The organism is Chitinophaga niabensis, assembly GCF_900129465.1.
In the GTDB taxonomy this organism is placed as follows: domain Bacteria; phylum Bacteroidota; class Bacteroidia; order Chitinophagales; family Chitinophagaceae; genus Chitinophaga; species Chitinophaga niabensis.
Genome location: NZ_FSRA01000001.1, coordinates 3922567 through 3936762 on the forward strand (window position 1 = coordinate 3922567; position 14196 = coordinate 3936762).

At 47.0% G+C, this 14196-nt stretch carries 7 protein-coding genes; all 7 read right to left on the minus strand.

Features of this window, described 5'->3' with window-relative positions:
* Positions 1-53: 53 nt before the first annotated feature.
* A complete protein-coding gene (locus BUR42_RS15700) occupies positions 54-1919 on the minus strand; it encodes a TlpA disulfide reductase family protein (RefSeq protein WP_074240130.1) in 1866 nt (621 codons plus the stop codon).
* Between the two features lie 35 nt (positions 1920-1954).
* Entirely contained in the window at positions 1955-3340 is a 1386-nt protein-coding gene (locus tag BUR42_RS15705) for a RagB/SusD family nutrient uptake outer membrane protein (RefSeq protein WP_074240623.1), read from the minus strand.
* A gap of 21 nt (positions 3341-3361) precedes the next feature.
* Positions 3362-6799 (minus strand): SusC/RagA family TonB-linked outer membrane protein, encoded by a 3438-nt coding sequence (locus tag BUR42_RS15710; RefSeq protein ID WP_159442282.1) that lies wholly within the window; start codon positions 6797-6799, stop codon positions 3362-3364.
* A 351-nt stretch (positions 6800-7150) separates the two neighbouring features.
* Positions 7151-8353 (minus strand): FecR family protein, encoded by a 1203-nt coding sequence (locus tag BUR42_RS15715; protein ID WP_074240132.1) that lies wholly within the window; start codon positions 8351-8353, stop codon positions 7151-7153.
* 41 nt (positions 8354-8394) lie between these two features.
* Entirely contained in the window at positions 8395-9003 is a 609-nt protein-coding gene (locus BUR42_RS15720; protein WP_074240133.1) for an RNA polymerase sigma factor, read from the minus strand.
* 343 nt (positions 9004-9346) lie between these two features.
* The gene (locus BUR42_RS15725; protein ID WP_074240134.1) at positions 9347-11062 is read right to left on the minus strand and encodes a RagB/SusD family nutrient uptake outer membrane protein; all 1716 of its coding nucleotides are present in this window, start codon (positions 11060-11062) and stop codon (positions 9347-9349) included.
* 11 nt (positions 11063-11073) lie between these two features.
* Positions 11074-14178 (minus strand): SusC/RagA family TonB-linked outer membrane protein, encoded by a 3105-nt coding sequence (locus BUR42_RS15730; RefSeq protein ID WP_074240135.1) that lies wholly within the window; start codon positions 14176-14178, stop codon positions 11074-11076.
* Positions 14179-14196 lie beyond the last annotated feature (18 nt).

The window sequence follows — 14196 nt, forward strand, 5'->3', positions numbered from 1 at the left end:
ATGATTGCAAAAAGTAAACCGGCTGAAAAATATTATGCAGATAGTGAATCCTATTATTTATTTCCCAGTAATTCTCCCAGTCGTTTTTGTAGCGCCTCCCCCGTCAGGTTAACGGCTACAACAATCCCATCAGGGTCAATCAACCAGTTGGAAGGAACAGCTTTTACATTATACACCACTGCAGCATAAGTATCCCATCCTTTCATATCGCCCACATGTAACCAGGGAAGATCATCCTTTTTCACAGCTTCCATCCACGCAGCGCTATCTTTGTCCAGCGTAACGGCCAATACTTCCAGCCCTTTATCCTTATAGGCAGCATATGCATTTTTTACATTAGGGTTCTCTCTGCGGCAAGGTACACACCAGGATGCCCAGAAATCCAGTAAAACATATTTACCGCGTAAAGCATGCAGCGAAACTGGTTTTCCTGCCATATTGTTCATTGTGAAATCCGGCGCGGCAGTACCTGGTTTCAGCGTAGCCAGCTTGCTCAGTTCCTTCAGGTATTTCTTTGCCTCATAACTACCGGTAACTCCAGGTGACATTGTATTGTAGAGCATATTCAGATAAGTATGCTTTGAAGTAAGCAGGTTCCTTCCCAACTGCGTTTCCCATATATCTTTGAACAATTGCCAGCTTACATAAGAATCAGGATGTTTACGGATAAACCCGGTATTTACGGAATCGAGGATATCCCATGTAACCTCCATCTGGCTTACCAGTATATTCTTGTTTGCTTCATTTTCTCTGGATGCAACAAGTTTCCGGTACAAAGACCCTGTTTTCTGTGAAACCGGAAATTGTAACGATCTCAGCTCCTCATGCAGTTTCTGTGCCATAGAGCCTTCTACTGTAGCTCTCCTCAGCGTTTCTCCTTTCACGTAGATGTTGCCGGCATCCAGGAAGAAAGTCAATACCTCCGGCCTGAGATAATACGGATCGGATGGAGAATCACCTTTTTTGATCAGGATCAGATTGCAGGGGCCGGGAAAAGCTGTGCTTCCATTGTAAGTAAATTTCCCGTCAGATACCGCAACAGTGTCGGCCATTTCTATCTGCCTGCCACCCGCTTCGGTAAAATAATGAAACACTACTTTGGCTGCCTCACTTAGAGGATTGATTTGCCCGAAAACAGCAAATTTCAGTTTACCGGAACGGATCTCATCTTCAGATGGCATGTTTACCGGAGGCATCTCTTCCTCCTTCATGGCAAATGAATAAGATCCGGAGTGCAACTTTTCTGCAATTGACCTGCCCGTTTTCGATTGCCGTTGTTTTTTGGACAGGTGATTGTACAACCTCTTCACATCGTCTTCAGGAAGTGTTTGAATGTTCTCATCAATTAAGAAAGTACTTAAATGGGTGGAAGAATGAGCCTTAACGATGTCTTCCAGCCGGTTTATCAATTCTTTTTGCTGGAAGAATTTCATGTCCTGCTGATAAGCATCATAATTGGGTTCAGTAGCAGTCAGGAAACTTTTACCATATTTCAACCGGAGATATTGTTCTGCCAGATATTCGTCTTTAAGTGATTTCTTTATATATGCCAGATACGCCATGGACAAGGAAGGGGAAGATATCGTCATACCATTGACCGGCCTGCCCTTGCTGAAATCGATATCCATTTCAATGGCGCCTGGCGCTTCTATGTAAACCGGGGTCATGTGTATCGCATTGGCGCCAAGCATCATTTTATGCGACATATAAACAAGGCCCGGTGCCGAAAAAGGTATGGAAGCAGTGTACCTGCCATCTTCCACCACAGCACTGTCTCTTCTGTTATGGGTTGAAAAAAAGATGACATCCCCTTTATCCGTACCGGACACGGTACCGCTTATGACAGTTACCGCCTCCTGGGAACGGGCCTCCCCGGAAAAAATGATGAATAGTATTGCAATGAAAAAAAAACGAATCATAATTGCTTTTTAAAATGGTCAGAAGAATTAAAATATTACCGGGCATTCTGTTCCAGCCCGCTGAGCAGGATCTCGGTATCAGGAATGGGCATAGTGTAGCGTGGACTGTTAGGCGTCAGTTCATATTCCACGCCTTTCACCAATCGCTTTAAGGTGATGTTTGCGCCACCGGCATTCAACCTTCTCAGGTCCTGCCAGCGAATACCACGGAAGGGTAATTCCTTTCTGCGCTCGTCCAGCACAATGCGAAGCGCCTCATCCTGATTGTTTGCGGTGTAAGGAACATACGTATCTTTCTTCCACCTGGTCTTCAGCAGATCATTCAGCGTAGTAATTCCATCGCCATAATTGCCGCTTCTGATCTGGCACTCCGCTTTGATCAGGATCGTTTCATCAATGGCCAGCCCGGTAAATGGCTGCAGGTTTCCTTCGTAGCTGCCCTTAATGCCGGGTTTCTCATGTACAAAGGAAAGCCCGAAGAGAATGCTTTTTCTCAGGTCATTTGTACCGTACATTTTGTATAATGTAGAATCCACCAGTGTGTTGGAAGCTAAAAGCAGCGAATAGATGCTCAGGGAAGCAGAAACGTAGTGCTTGCAGGAATAAAGTACTTCTGTATTCGTATTAATATTGAAAGGGGTGAATGAAGCCGTGCTGATTGTTGCATAGTCCAGTAATGTATGCTGCGTTTTCAGAACGTCCTCCGCATATTCATAGGCCTTGTCATATTCCCTCATGTTCAGGTACACCCTTGCCAGCAACGCTTTAGCGGCGGCTTTGTAAGGCCTGTTCCTGTCTGTCCCGGGAATTTTCTCCGGCAGCAATGTTGTGGCCTGCTCAAGATCTGCCAGGAGTTGTTTGTAAGTTGCCTGCACGGAGGCGCGGGTAGATCTGACTGTAACATCGGACTCGAGGCGGAGCGGGATCCCGGACTGCAATGCCGCCTTATCCTTGTCGTAAACAGGAGCATATGTTTGTGCGAGATTATAGAAAGCATGCCCCCTTATAAAAAGCGCCCATCCTTTAATCCGGTCAAAATCATACTGCTCGTCCGCAGAAGGCTTCAATTTATCCAAACCTTCCAGCGTGATGTTGGCGTACAATACCTGTTTGTATAAAGTGCTCCAGTCCGTCAGCGACTCCTGCCCTGCATAAATCCGCTTTGCCCATATGTAAGCATTTCTTTCTTCCTGGTTGGGGATGGCTTCCCAGGACTCATCGTCGGGAAAATAGAAATCACCGGCGGATATCTCTCCCAATATTCCCGATACGCTCATATCATTTCCATCCAGCAGCTTTTCAAAATCTTTGAGCTGAGTGGGAACAAGTAGGGAAGTTTGGGGCTTTTTATCCAGAAACTCAGCCTTGTTGCAGGAAAGGAGCAGCAGTAATATTCCTGTAAAAAATATCCACGATCTCATATATTTTACTTTTAAGATCAATTAAAAATTTGTTTTGAACCCGAATGAAAAGAGCCGTTGCGCAGCAATGGAAAGATTATCCGGGTCCAGGTCCTTTTTATTGGAACGCCATACAACACCAAGATTACTTGCATATACATATATGCTGCAGTTATAGGAACGGGCACCTGCATCTCTGAGAATGAAGCTATAATCAACCTGGATATCCTGTAACCGTACATGGCTTCCTGATGCGATCAGTATTTGTGAACTTCCGTAGAAATCATCTCTCGACAGATCGTTGGGATACATTTCAGAAGGTACAGTGGTAATAAGCTCATCTCCTTTCTGCTGCCAGCGCAGGCGGTAATCAGGATGAAGGTTATTCAGATTGAACAGGCTGCTATAGCCCACAGAAGGCATCCTGAAAACATGTCCCAGCTTGTAAACAAGATTGAATGACAGGGAGATCTTCTTATAGTTAAGCGTATTTCTCAGGCTACCGAAATAAACGGGCATAGCGGTACCGCTATACATGGTGTTCATTCCCAGGCTATCAACGTTTATGATACCAGTCCAGTCGTTACTGACTTTCCCATCATAATAGCCAAGCGGATCTCCGTTCTCCGGGTCCAGGCCGGCCCAGCGGTAGCTGAAGAGCGCATTATATGGGTAATCCACACGAAATCCGAGCGGAGAAGGATTGACCTTATAGGCCTTTATCTTGTCGATCGCTTTGCTTAACAGGAGGTTGGTTCCCCAGGAGAAATTGCGTGACCGGATATTAATAGAATTGATCACCACGTCCATCCCCTTCACTGAAATATCAGCCGAATTGCCCATGAATGAAACAACACCGGAAGAAGGGGCGAGCGGGCTGCTTCCTATGATATCCTTTCCGGTTTTATAGAAATATTCCAGGCTTCCGCTGATACGCTGATCCAACATCGAGAAATCAACACCGAGGTTGGTAATATTTATCTTTTCCCAACGCAGGGAAGGATTAGGCGGATTTACGAGTGCGGCATACTGGTTCCCGAAACGGTTCAGTCCGTTTGCTCCAGGTAATACCTGTGTAGTTACATAGGCGGATAACCCTTTATGCACATTTCCATTATACCCGTTGCTCACACGTACTTTCAGCAGGTCCATCCAGGACACTTTATAAAAAGGCTCCTTGCTGATCGTCCAGCCCAGGCCGGCAGACCAGAGCGGAACGCCCTTCTGGTTAGCCTTTACGCCGAACAGGTTCGATTCATCGCGGCGAAAACTGGCAGAAGCAGTGTATCGTTCTTTATAGGTGTATATTCCGTTGGCGAACATAGATACGTATCTGTCTGCCACTCCATTCTGGTAGGGCTTGTTGGGGATGGGTACCTGAAAACCGGTAACGAGTGAACGGAAATTATCTGCATAGTTCACATCTTTTGAAGACGCCAGTTCTTTATTGTAACCATACAAAGCACTAAAATCGGTCAGTTGATCGTAATCTTTCACATCGCTACCGGCAATAAGCGATAGCTCATGCAGCTGCCATTTCTTCTGATAGTTCAACTGCGCCCGTGCCTGGTGGGAAGTATACTGCGAGATGAAGCGTTGCAGGATGGCGCCTTCAGGTATCGGCCTCGTAACTGCACCGGTAGTATAGTTCACACTGGAGTAGGTATTGACAAGGTTACGTACGTAATAGGATTTTTCGGTAGCGATGTTATTGGACTGGGATATGCCCCTGCTGAATTGATAGTTGGCGCTAAAAGTCAGGGAGCGTGAAATATTGTATTTGATCCCGGCAGTCACCAGGTAGTTATTCAGCACTCTTCTATTATCTGCGCTGGTCATTTCTTCCAGCGGGCGCCAGTTCCAGTTAAGCAACTTCCCCATCCCGGCAGTATCGAGCCAGGCACGTTTATAAGTAAGTACAGCAGCGGGATTACCATTCCCGTCTGTCAGTTTCGTATAGGGGCGCGTGTATGTTCCATTGAGTACCGTGCCGTTGAGGGACCGGGTATTATCGGAAGTAAACGTGATGCCTGTAGTTATTTCCAGCTTGTTCCTCAGCAGCCGGTATTTATTCTGTGCGTTCAGGCTGATGCGGTTGTTAGTATTGTGCTTCACATCTCCCAGGCCACGGTCGTAGCCAACGGACAGGTAATAGGTATTCTGACTTCCGCCACCGCTAACGCTGGCAAAATATTGCTGGTTGACCGTTGGCCTGTAATAATGTTCGAGAAGCTCGTTCCTGTAATCATTTCCCTTCAGAGCATTGATCTGTTGCTGCGCTTCGGCTTCGGTGATCAGGTTTCTGCTTTTGTTATACAGGATCTGCACAACCGGCGAAATAAAGTCCGATGCAGCACCTAAAGGCCTGCTATAATACCCTTTATTATACAAATGCTCTTCGAGTGCTATTACCTCATCAGGATTTAATTGTGGTGCAGTGAACAAGCGGGGGTTTTCACCTATCGTGATATTGCTATTGAAATTCACTGTTACAGGTTTGCCGTACTTACCGGCTTTGGTAGTGATCACCACAACGCCATTGGAAGCACGGACACCCCAGATAGATGCTGCAGCAGCGTCTTTGAGAACGGTGATATCCAGCACATCATTAGGATTGATATTGGCGAGCGATCCGTCATACGGAAAGTTATCGACAACGATCAATGGATCTGCATTGGCAAAAATGGTATTGCGGCCGCGAATATTGAAGCCTGTTCCGGTACCTGTAGAATTATCGAATAACACACCGCTGGCCACGCCCTTGATCCTGTCAAGAATATTCCTGGACACACTCCGGTTGAGCAGTGCAGAATCTATATAACTAAAAGAGCCTGTTGCCCTTTCGGGAGCGATCTGCTGATAACCGGTAGAAAAGCTGACCGTTATCGCCTTCATTTCTGAAACAGCAGATTTGAGATGTACAATAATTTGACCGGCGGAGGAGAGCAGGGAAGATGTAACGGTAATGCTGTGAGGCTCGAAGCCCAGGAACGAGATGAGAATAACATCCGCAATTTTCGCATTCAGACTAACTATGCCTTCAGTATTGGCAATGCCTGACCGCTTACTGTTCTTTATACCCACAGAGGCACCTGGCAGCGGATTCCCCAAAGAGTCCACCACCTTTATGCGGATCACATCATCCGGCTTCACCTGTTGCCCATCAGTGGGAAAAACCGCAACAGGAGATTTCCTGGAAAGGATGATGGTCTTTCCCTCTATCGTATAATTCAGCGGCTGATCTTTCAGTACAACATCCAGCAGGTTCCGCAACGGCACATTTTGCATGTTAAGAGAAACAGGCGATGTTTCGGTAATGGCCCGCCCATCTGAAAAAACAACAAACCCTGTTTGCTGTTCAATGATGGAGAAGACCTGCTTTAAAGTAAGGTCTCTGCCGGAAATTGTAATGTTTTGTGCTGAGCCGGAAGCATAGGCATGCATAAAAAGGACAGTCAGCAAAAAAGCGGTTAATTTCATAACCTTTAAGATTTTAGCCCGGGTCCCTTTGTTTCTCTTTAGGGACCCGCTGAATTCGTCAAAGACAGACCTGGTGAGAACCCGGCCTCCGGCAGCCCCGTCAGGAAACGCAACCTGGGTGACGGATAGGCAATAGCATTTTTTTTGCATAAATTGCAACAGATTTGGTTGTTAATAAAAGGTGGTTTGCAAGGCCGTTTTTTGAACCAACCGAATTCGTTACCGTCACGGTTCAGACCCGTGACGGTTTTTTATTCAATGGCTGGTCCAATATTTTCAGGTATGCCGGTCAGCAGACGCAACATCCTGATCTCTTCATGTCTAATATTTTATTCCCGAACAAAATTATCCTTATTCCGTTCCCGTTGGCAGCACGATCAGCTTCCTGTCTTCTACGCGAAAACGTACGCCTGTCCTTTCCAATATCCTTAATAAACCCTGGAGAGAAATATCCCTGGTCAATTTTCCATAGAAAGTTTTCTGTGGTATATCCTTTTCGTATACTACTTCAATATCGTACCAGCGTTCCAGCTGCCGCATAACCTCTTCCAGGGATGCGTCGCTGAAATTGAACAAGCCGTTCTTCCAGGCCACGACCTTTCCGATATCAGGATTATCAACCACTTCGATCTCCGGGCCCCCTGCCTGCGTAATCTGTGCCTGCTGGCCGGGTTTAAGGGTTACATAGTTTCCGGATGAAGTGGCCGATACCTGTACGCTTCCCTCTATCAAGGTGGTATTGATACTGGTCTCGTTGGCATATGCATTGATGTCAAAGTGTGTCCCCAATACTTTCACTTCGGCTTTGTTATTCAGCTGCACCCTGAAAGGCATTTCTTTATTTTTCGCTACTTCAAAATAGGCCTCCCCGGTCATTTCCACTTTGCGATCTTTTCCTGTAAAAAACGTCGGGTAGCGCAGCGAGCTTGCTGCGTTCAACCATACCATGGTGCCGTCCGGCAAGGTTAGCTGAAACTGCCGTCCTTTGGGTGTTGATATGGTATTGTAATACACGGCCGCATCCTCTTTGCCGTCATAAACCAGAGAACCATTTATGATCCTGGCTGCAGTGCCGCCCTGCATGGCAATTACTCCATTACCAAGACTATCTAACACCAACTGCGAGCCATCTGCCAGGGTAAGCACGGCGCCTTTCTTACCAGGAACTATATCCGTTTGGGCCGTAACATTGGCAGGGTGTGTATTTTTTTGGCTGGCTATCCAGAAGTAAGCGCTGCCCCCCAGTAGTATGATAATAGAAGCAGCAGCCCACCAGCGGCGCAGGAAATGCATGCGTTGAATAACAGGTTGGGAGAATTCTAATTGAGATTTGGTGCGCTGCAACAGCATGGCTTCAACCCCCTCCTGTTCATCGGAGAATTCCTTCGCCACCAGTTTCCCGAGCATCACGTCATCGCCTAGTGTTTCAACAAAGCGGCGGTGTTCATGGGAAACAGAAAGCCACTCCTTCAGTTCAGCCTGCTCCTGTTCACTAAGCGTTCCATCCAGGTACTTATGCAATAATTGAGCTATATATTGAGGTGCTGGTGCCATAAAGGTTTATAGTAAAGGAACACGCGAATTGGGAAAAAGTCCTATTGCCCGGAAAAAAAATATTCGATCTCCAGGAGGAAAAGGAGAACAGATTCCAGCGGATGCTGCTGCAGGGCAGATTTCAGTAATTTAATGGCGGAAAGTTTTTGATTTTTAACTGTCTTAACACTCACTCCCAGCCTTTCGGCAATCTGGGATGGCTTTAGTCCTTCTTCAAAGGACAGCAGGAATACCCTGCGGGTCTTTTCGGGGAGCTGCCGTACCTGCTCACTAATAAGTTTAACAAGCTCTACCCTTACCTGCTCCAGCAACAGGTCTCCCCTGTCGTTCTCCATCAATTCCGCCAGCTCTGCAATATGCCCATCATGTATCTGGCGGTCGCGCACCAGATTATAGCAGCGGTTACGGACAGCGATGAACAAGAAATTAGCAACCTTGCCGATGGTGTGAAAATCCGCCCGTTTGTTCCAGAGCTGTACGAATACCTCTGTTGTAATATCCTGGGCATCCGTTTCCGGTACAAAACGCCGGGAGAAATACAACACACGCTTGTAAAAATGTTGCCATAACATTTCAAAGGCTTGCTCACTGCCCCTGTGCAACCCTGCAATGAGGGCTGCCTCGTCATATTGTATTGTTTTATCTGTCAATTTTAGCAACTAATCCGAAAACAAATAAACAGGAAATTTAACTCATCTTTCTAAATTTTATATTATAGGTATAGGATTTCCCATCCTATCGTAGGGGAAGTAGGCTGACCAGGCTTTCAGGAGTAAATGATCTTTTCTATGATTTCTCTCCTTAGTATGGATTCAAGCATTAGAAGGGAAAAGAATGACGCGGTTCAAAATATACGTGCAAAAAAAGGCTTTACGAGGAATGTATGTGTAATATTTTATTCGTCCCAAAAGTGTTCTCTTGTACTTTTTGTAATTGAAATAGTTTAAATGAATATCCCCGGCATAACGCACGGGGATATTTAACAGGAATGTATTACCGGCCGGGAGGTAGCGGCCAGCCTTGGTTTTGCATCAGTTTAAGATTTTTGGTAAGCTCAGAACCCGGGATAGGGAACCAGTACATCCTTTTATCAAACTTAAGCGGGCGCGGATCGCGCTCCGGATAATCATAAGTAAAGGTATTGCCTGTTTTTGTGATGTATACGCTATGATACTTTACATTGTTCAGCTTTTCGTGCGCCACTCCCCATCGTTTGAGATCCCAGTACCGCTTTTGCTCAACGAGGCAGAACTCTACATAACGCTCGTTCCTGATCAGGCTCCGCATCTGGTCCTTTGTAAGACTACCTGTCGTTAACACTGTAGTGATACCTGCCCTGGCCCTTACCTTGTTTACGGCATCATACACCGATTGATCCGGCGCGGACATGTATTCATTGGCAGCTTCCGCGTAATTGAGCAGCACCTCCGCATATCTTATTTCAAGCCATGCCTGGTCTGAGCCGGCGCGGTAAGAGTAATTGATGTTTTGGGTATCGAGCGCCTTTAATGTATAATATCCTGTAAGGGTATTACCTGCATCCATATTCCCGTAATCGCGGCCACCCTCGAAGGTTTCAAGTGTGATCTGGGTAAGAGCGCCTCCTTTGTTTCCCCAGGTTTTGGCACCGTTATAACCGATGGCGGCATAAAAACGATCATCCCGGCCCGTGTAGGGATCGCTTGAAACGTAGCCGGAGCCGGATTCTCCGATCAGCCTTCCATTTTTCATGGGAAAAGCATTTACCAGCTCCTGCAATGGGAAACGTTGCCCGCCGTCGCCGGCGCCGAGGTAAGGCGGTTTCACCAGTGCATCCAGGCCGTGGGATTTGAATCCTTTTTTGTACTGCACTTCAAATATGGGCTCTTTGTTATTGGCGGATTTGTCCAGCCAGAGTGCTTTCAGATCGGGATTCAGGTCATATTTCCCCAACGCTATTACCGCCTGGTTGGCATCTGCAGCGGCTTTCCAGCGTTCGGCTGCTCCGGCAGCCTGCGTATTGGAATTGATGGTCTCAATATCTTTGTGCAGGGCGCTATTATCCGTGGTAAGATATTGCGGGCTTGCCCAATACAATGTCACTCTTCCTTTCAAAGCCATTGCTGCGCCTTTGCTTGCCCTTCCGCGTGGCGCATCAGGCGACAGCTCAGTGGCAGCCTGGTCCAACTCAGCAATGATGAACTTAAAACAATCGTTCAGGCTGTTCCGTGGAACACTTAAGTCGTCTGTAATATGCTGTACTTTGGTAATGACCGGCACGCCGCCATAACGTTGTACCATTTCGAAATAAAGAAAGGCTCTCATGAACCGGGCCTCCCCTTTATAGCGGATTTTAGTGGCATCGTCCATCTGCGCGGCATCAATGTTGGCCAGGAAGTCGTTGATCCTTACCACTTCCTCATACTTCCAGTAGGCGGTGTAACCGCCTACATCTCCATCCATCCACTGGTCGTAAATATGATTATTGGGCTCATTGCCGGTCCAGTTACTACGGGAATCGTCGGCTATGTTGTCGTAAAAGTTGTAATTCCAGCCTGGCCGGTCGCCATAGATCGTATTAAGGTACAAACCAATGAGCTTGGGGTCTTTCCACAGGTCTATCGACGTGATGGCATCCGGATTGTTCTGGTCCAGCAGATTCTTGTCGCATGCGCTGAAAAGCATAGATGCACAGGCCAGGAGCAATATATTCAGTGATATATGTTTCATAAAAACGGTCTTTAGAATGAAAATTTAAGGCCCAATGAAAGATTGCGCTGCTGCGGATAAGATCTGCCCGTGCCATCGCCCAGCTCAGGATCAAACTCTTTAAATGGGCTCCAGGTAAGCAGGTTGGTACCTGCAGCATAAACCCTAAGTTTCATGCCACGCTTTCTCATCCACGAAAGCGTGCTTAAAGAGTAGCCGATGTTCAACGATTTAAGCCTCAGGTATGCGGCGTCCCTCATCCAGAAAGTAGAGCTGCGCGAGTTGTTGTTGCTGTAATCTATCGTTGGCCTGGGATATTTTGCATCTGGGTTTTCCGGCGTCCAGTAATCTTTAAGATAAGCAAAGCTATTGTTTATTTCCGCTCTGAAAAACACCATTGCTTCCTCACCCAGCATAATGGTACGTTTGCCCGCTCCCTGCAAAAAGATGTTAGCGTCAAAGTTTTTCCAGCGCAGCTCTGAAGAAAATCCGAACACCATCAGCGGCGCGCCGGAATTATCGCTGATCTGCATCTGGTCAGCTTCGGTCACTTCGCCGTCTCCGCTGATATCCGCATATCTGATATCGCCTACACTGGGTTTGGAACCAAACTGTTTTACCCAGTCATCTACTTCTTTCTGGTTCTGGAACAGGCCCATGTCTACATATCCCACCATGGCATTCAGCGGACGACCCAAGCTGTTTTGGTAATCGGCAATGCCTTCCGGAACGTCGAGTTTGGTGAGCTTGTTGGTAGCATATGAAAAATTGAACCGGAAATTATACCCAAAGGAATTGATATTTCCACGGTACGAAAGCGTTACTTCCACACCTTTGCTTTTCATTTCGGCATAGTTCTCATCCGGCAGCCTGCGGCCGAATGTAGCTGGGGTTGACAAGATGCGCGGCCGAAGCATATCCCTGGTGGTCCGAAAAAAATAATCCGCCTCAATACCCAGGTGGTTATTAAAGAGGGTTGCATCCAGACCAATATTTTTTGAGACCAGTTTTTCCCAGGTAAGATTATAATTGGGAAAAACGCCGGAAACGAGGTTGATCTGCGATTCGTTCTCTATCACCGGCGGAAAGAAATCCGGCCAGATGTTAGGATATTTCCCCTGCATATAGTTATAGGAATCCATAAACTGGAATGAAGATATCTTGTCGTTCCCCGTTTCACCTACGGAAGCGCGGATCTTCAGGTTGTCAATAAAATCGAAGGCTTTTGTTTCCTTAAAAAAAGATTCTTCCGATATTCTCCAACCTGCTGATACTGCGGGGAACAGCCCCCATCTTTGGGATTTGGCGAACCGGTAAGAACCGTCTCTCCTGGCGGATGCCTCCAGCAGATACCTGTTATCATAGCCATAGTTCAGTATCCCTACAAAAGACCTCCGGGCATCGCCAATGGTGGAAGTGCCGGAAAGCGACTGTTCCAGCGGGCCGCTGGCATTCAATTCATCTTTTATGGACGATACGAAATCACGCTTCAGCCCACCCATCATAAAGCCTTTATTTTCAAGTTGCTCGTATAATGCAATTGCCGAAACGTTATGTTTGCCGAATTGCCGTACGTAGTTCAGCGAAGCATTTAAAGTAAGCTGGTTAGCTTCGCTCACATTCTGATCGAGCTGTGTTTTATTCAGGTTGTTGACATTGATCAGGCTTGCTTCGCCATTGTCTTTATACACCATGTAAGGCGTATTGAAAACTTTATGCAAGCCGGAATTCCTGATAACGGAAACTGTGCCTTTCAGGCTGAGGCCAGTTGTGAGAACGTCCAGCTTCTGTTCGGCGTTGAGCGTAGCGCCGAATGTTTCGATGCGGTTCCTGTCGTAGCCCGTCTCGCTGGTTTCAGCCACAGGGTTGGGCTGGCCGTTGATATAGTTAAACTGCCCGGAAGCGTTGTACGGTCTGTAGATCGGTGCAGCTTGTATGGCGTGCATAAAGATGGGGTAAGCATCCAGGCCTGCGGCGTTGGTATTGGCCCTGTTCGCATCTATGCTTAGCCCTACTTTCAGCGTGTTACTGATTCGAGCGTCTACATTGCTTCGGAGGTTAAATCTTTGATAATTATACTGGTCCCACATGCCTTTCTGGTTTGTATAACCTACAGATGCAAAGTAGCTCACTGCTTCTGTGCCGCCGTTTACAGATATGTTGTGCTGGCTCAATGTGCTGTTGCCTTTGAAGGTTTCTTTGAACCAATCCGTGCTCATTGTTCTAAAGCTTTCCAGTTGCTCCGCCGTAAAAAATTTGCTTGCCTGTGATGGATTGGTGGGGTCAAACCCTCCGTTCAGCTGCGCTTGATTGCGCGTAACACCATACTCGTATGCATTCATCATATCCGGGTATTTGGTGGGTCTCTCAATACCGGTAGAAGCGCTGTAGGTGATAGACGGTTTACCGATCTGCCCACGTTTGGTGGTTATCAGTATCACACCACCAACGGCCCTGGCCCCGTATACGGCTGTAGCCGATGCGTCTTTCAGAATGGAAATGCTGGCTACATCGTTCGCGTCTATATTACCAAAATCTTCTCTTACCACACCGTCGACAAGAATTAATGGCCCGGGCTCATTCACGGAGCTTCTGCCCCGTATCTGTATCCAGGCGCCGATACCCGGCCGGCCGGATTGTGTGGTGGCAAGCACGCCGGTAACGCGCCCTGCCAATGCGTTCGTTATATTGGAGGTAGCGGTCTGCTTCAGCTCCTCTCCCGAAACGGTAGAAATAGCGCTGGTAAGGTTCGCTCTTGTTTGCGAAGTATATCCTTTGATGACCACTTCGTCCAGCCCACGGACCTCTTCGATCATGGTAATATCTACTCTTTCCCGGCTATTTACAGGTATCCGTTGGGTTTTATAACCCACAATGGAAAACACCAATACGCCGTTGGCGGGAACAGTAATGACATAGTTCCCGTTTTCATCAGTAATAGTATGTTTATTGGAACCTTCGATCAACACTGTAACGCCCGGCACCTTCCCTGATCTATCGGAAACCGTCCCTTTTACTGCAATGTCTGCCACGGGCGTGGCAGTTGCCGGAAGCGCTTCCCTTGCACCCGCAAGCGCCTGGCTATAGCCAGTCATAACAAGAAGGGAAAATATAAATGCAGCTAATCTGTTTTTCATAATTGTTTTTTGATGAAT

What these genes read in the sequence shown, in the direction of transcription:
- BUR42_RS15725 (WP_074240134.1), bottom strand. Translation starts at nt 11,062, where the DNA reads ATGAAACATATATCACTGAATATATTGCTCCTGGCCTGTGCATCTATG.
- BUR42_RS15700 (WP_074240130.1), bottom strand. Translation starts at nt 1,919, where the DNA reads ATGATTCGTTTTTTTTTCATTGCAATACTATTCATCATTTTTTCCGGG.
- BUR42_RS15710 (WP_159442282.1), bottom strand. Translation starts at nt 6,799, where the DNA reads ATGAAATTAACCGCTTTTTTGCTGACTGTCCTTTTTATGCATGCCTAT.
- BUR42_RS15715 (WP_074240132.1), bottom strand. Translation starts at nt 8,353, where the DNA reads ATGGCACCAGCACCTCAATATATAGCTCAATTATTGCATAAGTACCTG.
- BUR42_RS15730 (WP_074240135.1), bottom strand. Translation starts at nt 14,178, where the DNA reads ATGAAAAACAGATTAGCTGCATTTATATTTTCCCTTCTTGTTATGACT.
- BUR42_RS15705 (WP_074240623.1), bottom strand. Translation starts at nt 3,340, where the DNA reads ATGAGATCGTGGATATTTTTTACAGGAATATTACTGCTGCTCCTTTCC.